Annotated in this window: 18 protein-coding genes; all 18 read left to right on the top strand. The window is 58.1% G+C overall.

The window, feature by feature from the left end; translation table 11 throughout:
• The first annotated feature begins 2 nt into the window (after positions 1-2).
• The 18 genes from V6657_RS29750 to V6657_RS29665 all read left to right on the top strand — a co-directional run bounded on the left by V6657_RS29750 (position 3) and on the right by V6657_RS29665 (position 16,486).
• Entirely contained in the window at positions 3-1,481 is a 1,479-nt protein-coding gene (locus tag V6657_RS29750) for a hypothetical protein (protein WP_024979519.1), read from the top strand.
• A gap of 228 nt (positions 1,482-1,709) precedes the next feature.
• A complete protein-coding gene (locus V6657_RS29745; RefSeq protein WP_024979520.1) occupies positions 1,710-3,158 on the top strand; it encodes an N-6 DNA methylase in 1,449 nt (482 codons plus the stop codon).
• A gap of 45 nt (positions 3,159-3,203) precedes the next feature.
• Positions 3,204-3,680, top strand: coding sequence for a hypothetical protein (locus V6657_RS29740; RefSeq protein WP_037032544.1), 477 nt, complete (start codon positions 3,204-3,206; stop codon positions 3,678-3,680).
• A gap of 810 nt (positions 3,681-4,490) precedes the next feature.
• Positions 4,491-4,667 (top strand): hypothetical protein, encoded by a 177-nt coding sequence (locus tag V6657_RS29735; RefSeq protein WP_231973504.1) that lies wholly within the window; start codon positions 4,491-4,493, stop codon positions 4,665-4,667.
• 379 nt (positions 4,668-5,046) lie between these two features.
• Positions 5,047-5,283, top strand: coding sequence for a hypothetical protein (locus V6657_RS29730; protein WP_024979526.1), 237 nt, complete (start codon positions 5,047-5,049; stop codon positions 5,281-5,283).
• An 8-nt stretch (positions 5,284-5,291) separates the two neighbouring features.
• Positions 5,292-5,684, top strand: a complete 393-nt coding sequence (locus V6657_RS29725; RefSeq protein WP_024979527.1) for a hypothetical protein — start codon at positions 5,292-5,294, stop codon at positions 5,682-5,684.
• Positions 5,685-6,409: 725 nt separating this feature from the next.
• Complete coding sequence (locus V6657_RS29720; RefSeq protein ID WP_024979528.1) at positions 6,410-6,754, top strand: hypothetical protein; 345 nt, start codon at positions 6,410-6,412, stop codon at positions 6,752-6,754.
• Positions 6,755-6,896: 142 nt separating this feature from the next.
• On the top strand, positions 6,897-8,252 hold the full coding sequence (locus V6657_RS29715) for a hypothetical protein (protein ID WP_024979529.1): 1,356 nt from the start codon (positions 6,897-6,899) through the stop codon (positions 8,250-8,252).
• 330 nt (positions 8,253-8,582) lie between these two features.
• Positions 8,583-8,831, top strand: a complete 249-nt coding sequence (locus V6657_RS29710) for a hypothetical protein (RefSeq protein WP_024979530.1) — start codon at positions 8,583-8,585, stop codon at positions 8,829-8,831.
• Positions 8,832-8,988: 157 nt separating this feature from the next.
• Positions 8,989-10,104, top strand: coding sequence for a hypothetical protein (locus tag V6657_RS29705; protein ID WP_024979531.1), 1,116 nt, complete (start codon positions 8,989-8,991; stop codon positions 10,102-10,104).
• 649 nt (positions 10,105-10,753) lie between these two features.
• Entirely contained in the window at positions 10,754-10,891 is a 138-nt protein-coding gene (locus V6657_RS29700) for a hypothetical protein (RefSeq protein WP_231973502.1), read from the top strand.
• Positions 10,892-11,071: 180 nt separating this feature from the next.
• Complete coding sequence (locus tag V6657_RS29695; protein ID WP_024979533.1) at positions 11,072-12,127, top strand: hypothetical protein; 1,056 nt, start codon at positions 11,072-11,074, stop codon at positions 12,125-12,127.
• Between the two features lie 330 nt (positions 12,128-12,457).
• The gene (locus V6657_RS29690; protein ID WP_024979534.1) at positions 12,458-13,291 is read left to right on the top strand and encodes a hypothetical protein; all 834 of its coding nucleotides are present in this window, start codon (positions 12,458-12,460) and stop codon (positions 13,289-13,291) included.
• 323 nt (positions 13,292-13,614) lie between these two features.
• Positions 13,615-13,941 (top strand): hypothetical protein, encoded by a 327-nt coding sequence (locus V6657_RS29685; protein WP_024979535.1) that lies wholly within the window; start codon positions 13,615-13,617, stop codon positions 13,939-13,941.
• An 18-nt stretch (positions 13,942-13,959) separates the two neighbouring features.
• Complete coding sequence (locus V6657_RS29680; protein WP_024979536.1) at positions 13,960-14,322, top strand: hypothetical protein; 363 nt, start codon at positions 13,960-13,962, stop codon at positions 14,320-14,322.
• 112 nt (positions 14,323-14,434) lie between these two features.
• On the top strand, positions 14,435-14,635 hold the full coding sequence (locus tag V6657_RS29675; RefSeq protein WP_080693751.1) for a hypothetical protein: 201 nt from the start codon (positions 14,435-14,437) through the stop codon (positions 14,633-14,635).
• Between the two features lie 114 nt (positions 14,636-14,749).
• The gene (locus V6657_RS29670) at positions 14,750-14,998 is read left to right on the top strand and encodes a hypothetical protein (protein WP_182557884.1); all 249 of its coding nucleotides are present in this window, start codon (positions 14,750-14,752) and stop codon (positions 14,996-14,998) included.
• 330 nt (positions 14,999-15,328) lie between these two features.
• On the top strand, positions 15,329-16,486 hold the full coding sequence (locus tag V6657_RS29665; protein WP_338756002.1) for a hypothetical protein: 1,158 nt from the start codon (positions 15,329-15,331) through the stop codon (positions 16,484-16,486).
• Positions 16,487-16,635 lie beyond the last annotated feature (149 nt).

The following is a 16,635-nucleotide window of genomic DNA, read 5'->3' as shown; positions in this document are numbered from 1 at the left end:
AAATGCTGACGAACTGTCCGGAACGGGTCTTTCTTCAAATTGGAGATGATTGCCCGCGTGATGCAGATTTCGAGGCTCTTAAGCACGTCACGTGGTGTGCGCACAGTGCCGGAGGGGGCGATATCGAGTACTTGCGCGCCGACGCCGTAGCTGCCGCCGTATTCAAGGTCCTGGCGGATGTAGAAGCTCTCGCATGCGCCCGGAATGCCCCTGAGTTGGCAGGTTTCGAAATGGCGCTTGAGGAGGTGCGCGCGCGCCTCGGTACGTCGGAACTCCAACTCACGGAAATGCTTGGTGAGCAGGCGACGGCGCGGGAAAGCCAAGCTGTGATCGCGGCCTACCTGTCCCATGCATCGGCGCAGGTCTTACCGTCCGGTCCGGAAATATTGAAGGCTCTGTGGGGGGGCAGTACCGAGCCATCGGCCGAGGAAGTGGGTGACCCGGTCGATTCCGGCCCCGGCCCGCAGGCCGAGCCGATGGAGCTCACTAACGACGACGTCCTGACGATTTTCGCAAACACCAGGGGCACCACTGCGAGCGACTACCTACTCAAGGTGGCCAAAAGCATCATCGAGCGGTCGCCATCCGCGGAGACTCCGGTTGATTCATTAACTTGGGCCGCTGTTGCCCGGGCGCTTCTAGCTTCAGAGGGGGCATCGGCGAGCGAGCTCATCCACGGGGCAGCGAAGCATGCTGCATTCCCATCAAAGTGCCCCATTACGCGCCGGGATTTCTTCATGGTGTTGGAACATCCCGAGCTGGGCTTGCTCCCGACCTATGGCGGGCCACTCGATAGCTACACCATCCCAGAGATGGAGGGCGAGCCCACCGAAGAGCTCCATGAGCGTAGCCTGTTTGTCCACCGGTATGACCACGATCGTGGCGAATGGGTGGACGACGAGTCAATCAATCTGCGCGTGATCGAGGAAAGCGTCCTGCACGAGTTGCAGCAGACTGCACCCATCTCTTGCTGCAAGGGGCATGAAGCCAACGCGGCCGCTACGTCGGAATCGATTCCGGCCCAGCGGGCGAATGCAGAAGCGCTGCAAAAGCTATTCGAAATCTTCGGCGTAGGACCGGCGGCGAGAACGCTGCCGATCCTTCTCGCGAATGCAGCCAATGCGCAACGCCGATCTTTGTGCTTGGCGGCGGTAGAGCGGGCGTTTTTCACTGTTGAGTCGGAATCAGACGAAGGGACCGACGAGCCTGGTGAGGAGTGCCAACTCAATTGGGGGGCGGAGCCGGAGGCCTATATCGAGCAGTTCCGTTCGGAATTGCAGCACTTGATCGCAAAGACGTTGGCGACGCGGCGCAACAACGCAGCGTCACTTGAGGCACTCGACATTCCAGGCCTGCGAAGTGCGATCCGAATGTTCACACCCAACATGCGCGATTGGATTGGGAAGGTGCTCGACAGATTGGAAGCCGTCGACAAAGGCGACGCCGATTGGGCTACCGTTCGAAGTGGGTCCGAAGCGTAGTAGTCCCTCATTATCTCGGGAGTTTTCCGGCATGAGGCGGTGGTACGAGTGCTGGAGCGACTAGGCGCTCGGCACCGCTTCCTGATTGCTTCCCGCATTTCGCGGATCCGTGCGGGCTTGTATTCACATCAAGCCGCGGCATGATGGCTTCAATCGCAAACGCCGCGCCGCACCCCCACGTCAACCCAGAGGTAGATGCAGAGTGCCAGGTGCCTAGAGGAACTCGCAATGCCCGAACAAACGATTGATCATCAACATTCGCACATCGCACAAGTAGATCTGGCGCGAACAGAAGCGGTAGAGCGGTTGCATCACGCGACGGCTATCTACACGGCAGCCCCGGTCGTCGATGACCTCCTTGGTCGGCTTGACTGGCCACGTGATGGGCGCAAGTTGGTCGATCCAAGTTGCGGTGACGGAATGTTCCTTGAGCGTGCTCTTGGAAAATTGCTTGCCGCCAGCGGCCAGGCTCGTCCGAGTGTTGACAGTCTGCGGGCCCAAGTCGAAGGTTGGGAGGTTCACGCAGGCGCGTGCATCGAAGCACGTGCGCGAGTAGCGGCTACGTTAAGCCGACATGGCTATGACCATACCCTTGCCACCGAGGCGGCTGAGTCGATGGTTCACAACCGCGATTTCCTCACAGAAGGGCCTCGAACACCTACTTACCATGCGGTGGCCGGCAATCCTCCATATTTGCGCTGGGTGAATGTCCCGCGTGTTCTGCAGGACGAATACTCCAGACACGTTCCGGCGTTCGCTGCCTATGATCTTCTGCATAGCTTCTTGGAGCGCTGCAGTCGATCCATCCATCCCAATGGCCAGATCGGTCTGGTGACTTCGGATCGATGGCTCTTCAATTCCGGTGCGTCGCAGCTGCGAGCAGAATTGGGGGCCCGACTGGCGATTTCCCATCTTGAGCGCTTGGATGCCGGCTCTGTGTTCTACCGCCCCAAGAATCGTCGCGCTGGAACGCCGCCACGAATCCACCCAGTTTCTGTCGTGTTGAATGCAACAGCAAAGTCGGACGAGGGCTCCGAAGTTCTCCAGGACGTCCGTGTCCTAACCGAGAGGCCCATCTATCCAGGCGTTGATGAAAGCCGCTACGAGGGCATGCCTACGCTTGAACAAATCGCCGAGGTACGAATTGCGCCGTGGCTTGGGACTCCAGGAATTTTCGTCGTGGACGAAGACGTTGCCGCACAACTACCTGGTGAGTATTTGGTGCCGGCCGTTGATACCGACGATATCGACGGTGGCAGTCTTGGAGTGCCTAAGCGATTTGCGATAAAGACTGAGCCGGGCGAACAGCCTTGTCAGGTCGTGATGGAGCATTTGCAGCGCAATATGCACAAAATGGCAGCTCGCGGCAGGCGTGGGGTCTTTTGGATGCCACCGGAGACGTTTCACCGCATGGATTTGTCCTGTGAGTCGCTATTGGTGCCGAGGATCGCGACATCGCCAAAGGCTGTGCGCGTGCCGCCGGGAATCTTGCCCATCAACCACAACCTGAGCATCGTTTCTGCTGAGCCGGGAGTGCTCAACCGTGTGGAGGCGGCGCTGCGCTCGCCGCTCGCGGCGCAGTGGGTACGTGACTTTGCGCCGCGCTTGGAGAACGGCTATTTCTCACTGTGCACCACATTGCTTAGGAAGATGCCGATCGACGTGTCTTCCGCTTGAGAAAATCATCGGGATATTGCCAGTGCCACGTGACAGACTGTGACGATGCAATCGATCATCATCAACCCAACCGATGAGCAGGAGCTCTCTCACCCTAATGGCATCTTCGTTTACGTTGACGAAGACGTAGACGGTGTCCTAATGGGGCTCCATGAACGTTTTGCCCGCCGATCCTTTGCTGCATGGGCGGGCCGCACCCGCAACGTGTTCCAGATGCGGGGCGGCTATGTCGTCAAATTGCCCAAGAACTTTCTTGGAATCCGGGACAATGACTGGGAAGGGTCCGTGTCGAACGCTCCGGAAAGTCTAGGCTGCGAATGGCATATTCAGTATCCCCGGACACGCTTGGCCGTGTTCGATGAGGTGCCGGTCGTCTTCATGGAGTTCGTGAACCCGCTTTCCAGCCAGGAAATTGTGAGTCGATTTGGCCATGAGCCTGACTGGGTGATGAGCGTGGATGGAGGCCAAGTCGGAGTCAATCGTGCTGGACGCCTTGTTGCCTATGATTACGGAGTGTGCTGAACGGGACCGGGATGCGCCGCGGTTAGCCGTTTCAGCGTTCAAAGGCAGCAGAAGATGGGCTTGATGCTCAAGTGAAGGGGCATTTTCGTCGATAGTGTCCATTGCGCTATACGCGACCACTCGGTATCTGTCGGGGTAACACAACTCTGGCAGGCCGAACTTGTGAGAAACGGGTGATGAGTGTTTTTGATGTTGCCGCTGTAGGGCTGGTTGTCTTGGCGATTGGTGACGTCGCCTTGCTGCTTTTCAGTCGGGAATCCAAGTGCGATTGGGCTTTGCGCTTGACCCTTGCTGCCGCGCTCGCTGTTGCGGCGCTACTGATTCAACAGCGGGACTTTTCTGTTGGCATTTGGGGACTTCTCGTTGTCCTGGCAGGGTGCTGTCAGGCCGGGCTGATATGGCGCCGGGTCGCCGACGTCAAACGAGGTCAACACTAGAGGGAAGACACGAATGGATGAGCTCTTCGAAAAACTCTTGCGCTTCACCTATATTCAGGTGGTCCTGTGCTTGCTTGTCCGCGTGTTCCAACCAGACTGGTACGTGGAACATCCTCTTCATGCAGTGATATTTGCTACTGCACTTGCTGCATGTGTCTTTGAGGTGGTCTCGGGCATCTTGAGGGCTGCGGCTCACCAGCACACAAACCGACAGCCTTGAGTGCATCTGGAAGCTTTGCGGTGGATGGACTTTGTTTCCGCGTCGATTCAGCCAAAGCGAACCTATAAGTGGCGAGCGCATATGAAGAAGTCAGATTCGTCGGGGCAACCGAAGCCGCCACGGCGGGATTGCAAGCAAGCGAGGATATGGAAGATGTACTACGAGGCGATGGCCAGATGGTACGAGGCAGCGGCCGATACGGTCGCCGTTACGTTTCCAGATTCCGAGGCCGTGCGCTTGGCCAAAGAGGATGCGTCGAGGTTTCAGGACGGCGCACGGCAAATTTCGATGCGTACTCATCCGAACATCGTTTCAGGCACCTGGAAGTAGGCTCAGAGGACTTTCATATGTTGATGCAATTGTGGGATCGACTTGCAGGGCGCAAGAGTCTGCCGAAGGGCTTTGTAGTACTTGGACCAGATGGCATTGCGGCTTGGGACATCGATAGTGACGTCCCACTGATGCCTACGCGCTGGTCGCGCTTGTCATTTGCCCTGACTGTCAGGCAGACGCAGAAGATGACCACTTCCGAGATTGACGCGCACATTGAAAGGTTCGCCTCGCCAGCGGTGAAGGAGCGGCGAGCACTGATGAACGTCGCCCTTTCAGAGCGAAATCACCGACTGGCAATGGAACGATTGATAGCGACGAATAGCCGACAGGGGCGGCAAGAATCGGCGATACCCCGCCGGACTGCATAGGATACGACGTGGAAATCGCTGAGCTTCTTGATACGGTGACCGGCTTCGGAAATGGGTTTGAAAGGGTCATTGAAGCGAACGGTATGACACAGAAAGAGTTGACCGCCTTGCTGTTGGATCACAACGTCGAGAAATGTCCATGCTGCCACTGGTACACGGATAGCCATCAACTGTTGGACGACAATGGTGTTGTGGATGGATACTGCGACAACTGTCGGCAGTACGATAAGCCGACTGAACAATAGGAAATTGTATGCGGGTCCTCATTCATTCGGCCTCACTTGGAACATTGCTCTATCACGCGTTCGATACGGCATTGTTTTCGACCATGCATCAGCCAATCGACCATGCGATGACGTTTGCGGACGAGGCAACTGCCCGAGCGTACGTTGAGGCTATCAAGAACAGCACTTCGAACTTTGTCGAGTGCTTTCCGGAAGATCTGTCATTCCCCGAAGTTGCTACCTCAGCGTCCAGCGCATCTATCGCAGAATGCGTAGCTGCTGGCGTTCCCGCCTGGCAGCCGAGTCCCGCTGTGCCGTATGAGTTCAACTTCCATACTGGCGATGTCGGGCATACCGTTGTGTACGGTGCGGTCCGTGCGGGAAAGTCGTTTTTGCCCCCGAAGCAGGATGGCCGACCGTGAGCTGGAATCCAAGCTCATCAACGTGCAATCGCTGATGGTCTCTGCATCTGGAGTACAACCGCAAGGCTTCCAATGGGTCTCATGACTATCGCTTCAATCGTCGCTGTCGCTACCTCAGGCGCGCTTCTTCGTTGCGCTTGGCACGCCTTTGAGGAATACAGAGTGCGTCGAAAAGCCCTTGCAATGATTCGGCAGCGGCTTCCGGGCCTTAAGAGCATTCCGCTCAGTCGTACTGATAAGCGCGGCTTCGAGAATGGTCCAGACGGTTGGATGCGTCCCCGTTAAGGCAGGGGCACGCGATGTCAAGCAGACGCCCACCTCACTGGGGAGAGCCGCTATCTCCGTTCTGCGAACACGGACCGGGGACGGACTGCCAGCATTGTAGAGGGGTATTCCCTTTCCCTGCAGATCCACTACCGCACCAAACAGGGTACAGGCCGAATGAGAAGCATGATCCCGTCACACAGAGCTGTGAAATTTGAGCGTGACAGCGCAGTCGCGCAGGATGCGGCTAGACGATACTGGCAAAAGGTGCCACAGCTTCTTGTTGGGAATTTCGTGCTATCCTGATACGGATTTTGCATGGTAGCTGGGCCAGAACCAGCCAAAGCGAAGCCTGATCAGGCCTCGTTCAATTTCACCGTTCTCCGGTGACTCTATCAACCCAAGCGGGGCAAGCAGCCCTGCGCGGGACTTGCTCCGCACGTTTCAACAGGAGCATCAAAATGGTTCTTGATTTGCTGCGTGATCCAAAGCTGAAGGTCAAACGCGCCCAGTCTTTGGTTGTGAACGCGCCCGCGTTGTTCAAAGACCCAGCGTTCATCGCGTGGTTGAACAACGGCCAGACGAAATTCACCTGGCACGAAGGCGGGGAGCCGACCGAGCATTCCGACGTCGTTGTGCTGGTCAACCCTGCGTCGGACTTTGACGGCACCGAAGCTCATGAGATGCCCGACCATGCGTGGGAGTTCATCTTCCGGCTCTGCGTCGAGAATTTCGACATTTACGGGCCGGGGACGAGCCCTGATGACCAGATCCTGGTGCGGCTGACTAACCGCCTGGAATCCTAACCACCGATATCGACTCAACCACACCGTCGTCGATTAATCGGTGATCAGTACCTCGCCGCCAAGGCGAGTCTCTAAACCCAAGCGGGGCACGCAGCCCCGAAAGGGTCTGCCTGCTTCGCGATACCAATTCAGGAGCAGGTTCATGGAAAAACATCACACTGGCACGGTGCACACCAAGCTAATCGAGGCATTCTTTCAGCCTCAGGCGTGGATCAACGACTACGCCACGGACATTGACGAAGGCTACGGCATCGACGTCACGCAAAAGGTGCTGTCATTGCAGCTGACTCAGATCCATGAGCTGCAAGACTGCCGGGATTCCACGGATGCACTGGTTGACGCTGTCAAGTTGGGGCACAACGGCCCGTACACGGTCGCGGTCGTCAGCAGCGTCTTGGAATTCTTCGGTGTGCGAAGCCTGGGCGAGATCGATCAGGATCAACTGGATGCCGCCAGGACTGCGGCGATGTGGTCGGCCTTGCAAGATCGCATTCCGTCGGCGCTGCTGAAGCGCAAGGTCCTGAGCGACTGGGGCAGTATGGTTGGTCTGACACTGCACGACGGGTACCGGTTTCTTGTTGCCAGTCATGCAAAAGCCAAGCGGGTAATTGCGGTCGTGGATGGATTGTTCAATCGTGACGCCTACAAGGCCCTGATCTCTGAAATGCAAGGGGCCGGCGTCGCTGTGGACAACGTACATGTGTACTGTGAAATCGGTTCGTACACAGGTCCGGGCATCGAGATCGTGAAGTTCGACGACTTCCCCGAAACTTTGGGACGTTACCGTAAGCCGAAGGGCGGGGAAGACTATGTCATTCTATCCAGTCAGACTCCTCCGAATTCCTATGTAGCGCATAGTCCTGAAGACGTCGGCGGCGAGCCAGCGGCAACGCCGCCGCAGACGTCGAACATAGAAGAGGCGGTGAGATTTGTCTGTCTTTCCGACGCGAGCGCGGTCCAAGAAGAATTGGTGAAGCGCTATCCCGGCAGCGTTTTCCTCATCGACATCGCGCCGCATGCCGCGGTTGAAGGTGAGCCGGCGGACGTAGTGCAAGGCGTTCCTGACCTGGACGGCTTGAACGATGAACGCGCAATGTGGGCCCGCCAAGCTTTGGACGCATTTCAGCGCGCAACCAACTGCGAGCAAGAGAGCGTGGTCGGAGATCTTCTGTGCGATCTGATGCACCACTGCGACAGAACGGGTGTGGATTTCTTGTCGGAGATGGGGCGCGCTGTTCGTCACTACGAAGATGAGACTTCCGCACATGTCGCAGTTGAACCTTCAGGTGTGCTCGAGTCGCTCTTGACGGATGCGCTCGAGTTGAGAGACATGAAGGTCGAGATCAACAACGACTACTCGCAAGAGGACCTCCTGCGTTGGGGTGACCGCCTTGCTGTCGCTGACAAGGCAGTTGAGATGCTAAAGGAATTGCCGCTTTATCCGCACCTTGAGCTACGCGCTCGCAAGCTTGCAACAGCGAGTACGCAGCAGAGCTGATCAGTACCAATTGGCGCCTGCCGCGCTCCCTTCACGGGGAGGCGGTGGGCGCTTTTTCATTTCGATCTGAGAAACGTGCTGCGGCTCCGAGGGGCCGGGGAGGGAAGTGCCGTGGCGGAAACTGTACTGAGCTTCGCCTTGGCTAGCTTCCTGATAGGAATTCTTCCGTGGTAATCTTGCGCAGTATTCCAACGGTAGCTAGACCGCAACTAGCCGATACTGGCCGAAGTTGGCCGCGTCACCGTAATGCGGTGATATTCAATCAACCCAAGCGGGGAGCATACCTCCGCTTGGGGATGTCAGCTCCGCATCCATCTTGGAGCATGATCCATGAAGAAGAGTGTTTTTTGGCAAGTGAAGCACACTCTGGTGGGCTTTGTGTCCGCGAATCCCAACGCTGCAGCGGCCCAAATGAGCCGGGAGCAGTGGAGGCAAGCTGCTGAAATCGGGCGGCAATCTCGCTCGATCGGCATTCTCACAGCACTCTCAGATGACGCCCTCAAGGAAATCGCAAGCGGAGAGCTGGATGTCGTCGCACTTTACAGTGCGGTGCTGGCCGGGCGTCGAACGAGCGCCTGAACTGGCGACTGTCGACATGCCACGTTAAGCGTGAGGCATTTGCTGGACGGTAGCTGAACGTCTTGGCGGACAGCTAACCATCAAATTGAATTTGAACCCATGCGGGGCGAGTGTCCCGACTGGGGATGCCTGCTTCGCGTATCCCATAGGAGCAGGTATGTCACAAAATCGTCTACCGGGCGAGCACCAGGAAGTGCTGTTTTTCTCGACAGCACAAGAAGGAAAGCGGAACGTCACCGCTACTGTCATTCGTCCGCTAACCGAGCAGGAAGCGGATATCGAAGAAGTCGGCCCAATGTTCAAAATTCGTCTCGAGGACGGCGCTGAGCAGGATGCGTTCGAGGACGAACTGATCCCCATCGATACCCTTGAGGACGAAGAGGTTGTCGGTCTCGATCGCGATGGCTGCGTGTTGCAGTGGAATACGCAGACGCGAATTTCCGAAAATACCGGCGAGAAGCTCGAACAGTATGGCATCCACAATCTGCGCGAACATGAGGCTCCGCGCGTCGGTGTACCAGAGGGCGTATGGCTGCAGCACGTCAACACGGTCACAGCGCGCCAGCCGGTGCCGGGCAAGCGCTATGTGTTCTTCAACGCCAACGACAGTCGGGTTTCCACCTGGTGCGCTGAGGGTCGCGTTGACGCACCGCGTACCGCCTATGTGGAGTCTGGCTTCGAGGCAACGCACTGGTGCGAAATCCCCACTGAGCATGACCCCCGCTGGCGTCCCGGTAACCCGTTTCATGTTCCGGAGGCCGAAGGCAAGGGAGTGCTGACGCAGTGCCCGTTCTATCCGTCTGGTCGATTGGGTGTTTGCTGGGAACGAAAGGAGCCTGGCAGCCGCCTGGATGTGAATTTCCCTACTTTCGACGGCGCGAAAGCTTGGATGCTGGCAGACGAACTCCGCGGTGAAGCATTGCCGTTGCCCGATGTCACGCGAAAGCTGCAGATCACGCACCCGCGCACGGGCGCCAGTTTCAGCGTCAAAGAGGCATCGGCAGCTGATTGGACCGACTCGTGGCCGTCCCAGATGGCCGACGGTCTGCCGGTCAGTGAGGGCCCGGGTAACATCAATGGTTCCGTGTTCTGCTTTTGGCTCGGACAACACACGAGCCCGTTCTGTACGGATATCGTGCGGACGATGACGGCGTTTATCGGAGACCACGATGTTGCGGCGGTCCGATTCGTACGTGCAGCGCCAAGCAAAGTGCACCCGGCCATTACGGCGGCGTACACTCAGTTGGCCGATCGCGCAGGTGGAACGACATGAGCAAGTACGGTCAGTTCAATCAGTGCGGTCGGGCCTTGGCCGCGCCTGGGCTCACGTCCTATCGCTGCCGGTCTGGCTATGGCTGGATCATGATTGGTGCGTCTGACGACCGCGACGCACTGCGCGAGGCCCGGAGGTCCAGGGCGGATGTCCTGGAGCAGGATCTGGAAGTTTGGGATGGTACGCAGTACCAGCCGGTACTGGGACGTCGAACTACGCCGACTGCCCCGGCCTGTGCCTGCCGTTCCTAGTTGGAAAAGGCCCCGACCACTCTTGGTGCAGTAGCCCCAAAGCCCGTCGTTCTCCTGAAAATGGGGAATGGCGGGCTTTTTTCTTTGCCTAAAAACACTCCCTGCTTCCCAGCAGGAATCCGTGATACCCTTGCGAGGTACCTCTACCGGCAGCTGGTCCGATATCCAGCCAGGTGGTTCGACCTAGGGCCACCGCTATTCAAATTCATCACTATGTGGTGATCTACATAACCCACGCGGGGCACGCAGTCCCGCAAGGGGTTGCCTGCTTCGCAATCTAATGCGAGGAGCAGGACATGTCAGTGAACTCCATCTGTACCGGCGGGCACCGTCAGCGACAAGGTGTGCGTTGTCTCAACATGCCAGGTCGGTCGCATTTGTATGGGCCAGTCGGTCAGATGTCCGACGACCTCGACGCCGGCGGCCCACTGGATGCACCGGAGATCCTTCCGGCCGGCAGCAGCAACAGCACCGATTGGCGTAACTTCCGTGGCCAGCCGATCGCCCGCCAGACGGAGTGCGGCCGGGAGCGGTGATGTACAGGCCGCGCCGTCCTAGACGAACAGCCGCTAGTTGATCCCTAAGCTCGGAACGTTGATTTCGATCGACCTAACGGCATTCATATTCACCGGCACCGGTGACCATTACCAACCCTCGCGGGGCAACCAGCCCCGAATGGGGTTGCTTGCTTCGCAGATCCAATATGGAGCAAGAAGATGCAAGCAAGCAACGCAGTAACTGAACTGGAAGAGGCACAGGCCCTCGGCCACGCAAGCGTGGAAGAAATGATCGCAGCCGACGCGAACGCCGTGCTTCACGCCCAGCATGTTGCGGTCGCCCGGGCGTATCAATCCTCAGCTCACGCCATCCAGCGAAAGACGGAAGCAGCCAGCAAGCACGGCCTGACACCAGATCAGATTAGCTGGGTTGAGCCCCCATTCGACGCGCCAGTGCGCATCACCGCTGCCGATGTTGTGGCCGCGCGGGACGCGGGGTTCCAGGTCCAGTTAGGAACGGCTGAACATCGCCTAGACCTGATTGGTCGGTGGTGGTGGACATTGAGCCAGCCCGGCTGGCAGAGTGTGGAGTCAAGCGCCGGCAACTTTGCGACCAAAGCAGAAGCATGGGCGGATGTAGTGCGCGCGCTTCGCGACGACCCTTCGCTCGGTTCGCCGGCGAAAGCGGCTGAAGAGCCGCGCCTGTGGGTTGCGATGGTCGAGCACGTGGAGTGCCCTGGTGCAAGGCTGGCCGTGTTCTTCCAGAGAGAAGAGCCTGTGGACGCTGAGATTTTCGCGCGGTATGCGGCCACAACAAAACCGACCGAACTTGATATCGCCGGTCTGTTCGACCTCACGTTCGACGCAAGCGTTGATCCAGGCACCGCCAGGGCTCTGATGACCTACGCGAATGCGCAGGTGGAGGGCGACTATGGTGCGATTTCGCCACCCGCCGTCGTTGACGAGACGCTGGGTTGGTTGAATCCAGGCCAGCGGGCGATACTTGAGAAGTATGCGAGGGGTCAATTTTCATATCTGGCTTGCAGCAAATCGGAGGAGGAATTCCGGAGCTCAGTGGCCCGCTGTGGCGATGGTGTCTTGAAGTTCCTGATGACCGAACTTTCGAGCGCGGAAGACTGCTCGTCAGGCGAGCAGGCCAGTGCGCGGATCGAGATCGCGATTGCGCAGCTGCAATCTGTACTCGGCGCCGTGCAGGATATTCCCGAATGGATGCCGAATGACGGCCATGACCAAGCCATGAACGCTGGTTGCTGACGCAAGTCCGGCCCAGCAGCACAAGCCCGCCGGCCTCCTTATAGGAGGCGGCGGGTTTTTCTTTGTCTGGCAGCACGACACGCAGCTGAGAGAAGAAGGAACGCAGGTGATTAAGGCGTTTCCGTCACTGCTGCGCCTCAATTTCTCATCAGGAAATTCGCGTGTTATGCTTGCGCTGTTTTCCATGGCCGCTGGTCCATCTCCAGCCAACGCGAACCCGACGCGGATCGCGATTCCTATACACCGCCAGTCGGTGTGTCCATTACCCACGCGGGGCAAGTTGTCCCGCAGAGGGCTTCCTGCTTCGCTGACTACATTCAGGAGCAGGATATGCAATCAATCAAAGTTTCGCCTCCTACGCGTGCAACGGCGGCAGATCTCGTCGGAAAGGAAGTGCCGTTCACCCTGTACGAGGTTGTGCAGACCATGCGGGACGACGTATTCGTCAGCGCTGAAGTCAAGCCCGTAACCATCACCTGGCATGGCATCCGAACGGAAGTCGGCGCAACCGCACCGTCGGTGACATTCGTTGGTTCGGATGGCAGACAAGGCTGGGGTAATGCCGAGCTCTTCTATCTGACCGAGGTGGAAGCCATGAAGGAAGTGGCTCTCCTAATGCCCGACCGCCGGCCGACCGAGGCCCCTGTTCTGGACGTCAATGGGCGCCGATTCGTGCATTTTGAAGGCCGAGCCAGACAAGAGCAAAGCGGGTTCTACCGTGAGAAGCCCAATGGGATTCTGTTTTTCGGCAACGACAAGGAGCCTTTCGCGTTTGCCGTAACGAACCCGAAACAGGGCCTGTTTTTCGTGTCCTGCAGTCGGCACGGATCCGGCGTCCGATACATGCACTCGACGAGCTCGGTTGACGAGCGACGCCTGGGCATCGAGGGAGTAGGTTTGAGTGCACAGCATGACCTGGTCTGCGCGCTGGTCAACCAGTTGCACGGCAAAGACGTGCTGTGGACTGGCGAGGATGCAAAAATCCTACAGTTGGCGCTTGGCAATTTGGCCGCGCTGTTGGCCGATCCGTGCAGTGCCGATCGGTGCAGCATGGGGGCCGAGAAGGCGGACCGATGGGCGGATCGCTGCAATGCGATGCTTGAATCGCTCGAATCCGAAGGGAAGGGCGAGCATCGCAGCACGCTTCTCGCGCTGCGCAAGTAGTCCCATTTCAGTGGAATCAACGCCCGCCTGTCCAGTTTGGACAGAGCGGGCGATTTTTTTGGGCGCCGGGCGCTCTGGCACCGCGGCAAGCAGGGCAGTTGTGTCGACCAACATGCTGGGCGCGTCTGATTCCCACCAGGAATTGGGCGTGGTACCCTTACGGTGCTTTTACTCGGCAGCTGGACCGAAACTCCAGCCAACGCGTTCTACTACTGGGCGCGACTCAATTTCACCATTCGTGGTGAGCCACTAAACCCTTGCGGGGCACGCGTGCTCCTGTAGGGGTCGCCTGCTCCGCCAATTCCTTTTCGGAGCAGAAAATCATGCAGAACTTTTGCAAGACGTTGTTGGTCGCGGCGACATGCGCCATGGCGGCGTTTGCTGTGCACGCCCAAAGTGTCGGTGGCCGGGGTGCGGACCTAGGTTGGTACGTGAGCCAGCCGATGCAATTTGTGGTGTCGGGCGTCCTGCTGAAGGATGGCAGCACCACGGAAATCCGTCCAACTCACGGCATCTATGTCGCGAGATCGCAAACGGAGGCCATCGATTTCTTCGCCGCGAAAATGCGTGATGAGAACCCTGGCTACCACTTGGTTACAGCTCTGGCCTCTCCGGTTCCGGTAACCGGTACTTGTCGCCTGGACATCTGATCACATAGGAGCTGCATCGTGACTGATATCCAACGTGCAATGTACCTGACCGACGATCGCGATCTTCCGAAGGACGAGCTGCGGGCGCTGGTTATTTTCCCCGGTGGCAACGGCGACTGGTACGTCCAAGTAGCACCGGAGCACGGGCGCACCTTAGAAGGCGTCCGAATTTGTACCTCTGGCGGCGCAGCTTCAGCTTGTCCTGGTCTCGGCGTAGCAATTGCCGAGGCTTACAGGGCGATGATGGATGCGCAAACTGGCCGGAAGCTTGAGTATGTTCCGTCGCGCGCGGAACTGGAGCAAGAGTTGTGGGCGTGGCGCCAGATGTTTCCAAAGTACCAGTTTGACGGCTTCTTCAGCATTGAGAAGAAGGCAGACTAAGGTCGTGCCGCCCTCAATTTTGTACGCCGCACCGCGGTGACTTTTTAACCCTAGCGGGGCTTTCGACTCCGTGTGGGTTGTCGGCTCCGCAGTTCAATTCAGGAGCAGGCAAATGCCAAACGAGGACGCAGAACTGCGCCCGATCACCGTGTCTGGCGGAAAGAAGTCGATCAGTGACGACGATATGTGTGCTGGATGCGCCAATTGCGACTACCTTCCAGGCTCGATGAGTGGCTGTAAGTTGGACTGGCCAGGACGGGAAGATCGCGACGGCTATGTGCAGCAATGCGATAAGTTTTCACGCGAGAGCTGATACGGTCTCGGCCGCCAATTGCGTTCACTGCCAGGCGGTGAACTTTTTACCCAGCGGGGCTTTCAACTCCGTCGGGGTTGTCTGCTCTGCTTTCTCTGTCAAGGAAGCAAGGAAATGCCCGCGAACGATTCGGTCATCGATAAGCTCTGCAAAGCAGCAGACAATCACGGAGACGATGCTGGTGATGCCGACCATACGGTCGGCGACCTGCAGGGGCTCCTCCAATTGTGCTGGCGCCTCATGACGCCGGCGCAGAAGGAAGCCTTTGCCGCGAGTCCGGAGGTCGAGGATGTTGTCGACCTCGGAGCGCGAGGGGAGTACTCGGTTGAGGATTTGCTGGCCGAGGTTGAGAAGGAAGGTTGATAACGGCGAAGGCCGATATCGGCCTGGCGCCCGTACTGTCCAGAAAGGATGGTGCGGGCGTTTTTCATTTGTGCGTTGTGCTCGCACCCTGAAACTAATCGGCACAAGCCCTGGCGTAGGCACCGTGACACAGCGCTGGCGGCAGTTTCCTGTTGGGAAATCGTGGTACCCTTCATCGGTATTTCGCACGGTAGCTGGGCCTTAAATTCAGCCAAAACGGCGTTAGCGCCGATTCTCATTTTCACCGGCATCGGTGAGTCACCAACCCTTGCGGGGCTTGCAGCCCCAGACGGGGTTGCCTGCTCCGCGTTTCCATTCAGGAGTAGGCAAATGCATGTTTTCGAATTGACCCTTGCCGGTTTCAACGGCTCTTCGAGCAAAACGGATCACCTGATCGTTTGGGTAGCGGTTCAAGCGAGCCAAGCGGAATTCGTTCAGCAGCTGTCATCAGCTGGGCTCTATCCGACGAAGGTCACGGCCGTAGAAGTGCTGCCGTCTCACTTCGAGGCGGAACTGCAGATCTCGAGCAATCTAGGTGAGCTGTCACGGTTCATCGACGAACGGCTGGGTACCGTCCCGTTTGACTCGCCAATTGGAAAGGCCATCGATGCTCTCCAGCTGGCCTGCCAGAATCCAGGCGACCCAAACTATCGGGTCTACAAAGAGGCGCTGTCGTCGCTTGTCGAAGCACGTCGGCATATCCTGCTTCTCGAGAAGCGGATTTCTGACCGGGAGATCAGTCCAGGTGGCGACGAGTACAGCGAGCTCCTTGGTCTGCTTGGCTTGTATATGTCGCCGTCCGCGCGCCTGGCGAGACCGGCTGCCGACGCGCGGATCCTCGGACTCGTTCCGAATCTGCAACCCGAAGGCCTCTCCTTGGGCGAGGGAAACCCGCTGCGCATCAATGTGCGGCAGGTTACGTCGGACCTTTCGTCTGTCGAGGACGAGGATGTCGCGGGTGTGTACGGTGTGCTCTTTACCGTAGATGCAGGCGAACTGACTGACGCGAAAAAGGCGGCCATTGCACTGGACATCTTTCACTCCAAGCAGGGCATCGCTGTCCTGGACGATTTCGAGATCTCTGTCTTGGATGAGGAAGGAAACCTCGTCGCGCCGGATGCCGAACACGTCGACTACTCGTGCTCTGATGCGGGAACCGTTGAGAAGATCAGCGACGTTCCATTGGATGCGACGGCGGCAGGCGCTGTGATTCCCACTGGAAGCGGAGCCAACACGGAGGCAATCGAGCACTCGATCGCCGGTGGGAAGGGGCCATTCGTTCGGGATCACGTCGATATGGAGATCTGGTGTCAGCTGGCGCCGGCGGTCGCGGATCTTGAAGAGGACACCGTCGTGGGACGAGCGGTCGTTGATTTGCTCAAGCAATTCGAGGCCATCATCAAAGCGAAAGCGAAGATGGAGACCTACAACGTCGAGGAACTGAAGGCAATAGGCGTGGATCAGTGCCATGTCTGGTTCTACGGCTGACGGATTCCGCATCCTCAACAATGAAGCGCAACTCTACTTTTGGGCAAAGCCCCATGGGGTAGGGTTGAACGCCTTTCTCTGTTCACCGGCCTGCCGGTGATTTTGGTAACCCAAGCGGGGCACGCAACTCCGAATGGGAGTGCCTGCTT

Origin of the sequence: Ralstonia sp. RRA, assembly GCF_037023145.1 — a bacterium.
Taxonomy (GTDB): domain Bacteria; phylum Pseudomonadota; class Gammaproteobacteria; order Burkholderiales; family Burkholderiaceae; genus Ralstonia.
Note: the sequence above shows the minus strand (reverse complement) of the source record. Positions and strands in the feature narration are given on the sequence as shown.

Excerpts from the sequence above, each read along its gene's own strand:
- V6657_RS29715 (WP_024979529.1), top strand. The coding sequence starts at position 6,897 with ATGGAAAAACATCACACTGGCACGGTGCACACCAAGCTAATCGAGGCA.
- V6657_RS29740 (WP_037032544.1), top strand. The coding sequence starts at position 3,204 with ATGCAATCGATCATCATCAACCCAACCGATGAGCAGGAGCTCTCTCAC.
- V6657_RS29670 (WP_182557884.1), top strand. The coding sequence starts at position 14,750 with ATGCCCGCGAACGATTCGGTCATCGATAAGCTCTGCAAAGCAGCAGAC.
- V6657_RS29705 (WP_024979531.1), top strand. The coding sequence starts at position 8,989 with ATGTCACAAAATCGTCTACCGGGCGAGCACCAGGAAGTGCTGTTTTTC.
- V6657_RS29685 (WP_024979535.1), top strand. The coding sequence starts at position 13,615 with ATGCAGAACTTTTGCAAGACGTTGTTGGTCGCGGCGACATGCGCCATG.
- V6657_RS29720 (WP_024979528.1), top strand. The coding sequence starts at position 6,410 with ATGGTTCTTGATTTGCTGCGTGATCCAAAGCTGAAGGTCAAACGCGCC.
- V6657_RS29665 (WP_338756002.1), top strand. The coding sequence starts at position 15,329 with ATGCATGTTTTCGAATTGACCCTTGCCGGTTTCAACGGCTCTTCGAGC.
- V6657_RS29690 (WP_024979534.1), top strand. The coding sequence starts at position 12,458 with ATGCAATCAATCAAAGTTTCGCCTCCTACGCGTGCAACGGCGGCAGAT.
- V6657_RS29750 (WP_024979519.1), top strand. The coding sequence starts at position 3 with ATGCTGACGAACTGTCCGGAACGGGTCTTTCTTCAAATTGGAGATGAT.
- V6657_RS29695 (WP_024979533.1), top strand. The coding sequence starts at position 11,072 with ATGCAAGCAAGCAACGCAGTAACTGAACTGGAAGAGGCACAGGCCCTC.
- V6657_RS29745 (WP_024979520.1), top strand. The coding sequence starts at position 1,710 with ATGCCCGAACAAACGATTGATCATCAACATTCGCACATCGCACAAGTA.
- V6657_RS29735 (WP_231973504.1), top strand. The coding sequence starts at position 4,491 with ATGTACTACGAGGCGATGGCCAGATGGTACGAGGCAGCGGCCGATACG.
- V6657_RS29710 (WP_024979530.1), top strand. The coding sequence starts at position 8,583 with ATGAAGAAGAGTGTTTTTTGGCAAGTGAAGCACACTCTGGTGGGCTTT.
- V6657_RS29725 (WP_024979527.1), top strand. The coding sequence starts at position 5,292 with ATGCGGGTCCTCATTCATTCGGCCTCACTTGGAACATTGCTCTATCAC.
- V6657_RS29700 (WP_231973502.1), top strand. The coding sequence starts at position 10,754 with ATGTCCGACGACCTCGACGCCGGCGGCCCACTGGATGCACCGGAGATC.
- V6657_RS29675 (WP_080693751.1), top strand. The coding sequence starts at position 14,435 with ATGCCAAACGAGGACGCAGAACTGCGCCCGATCACCGTGTCTGGCGGA.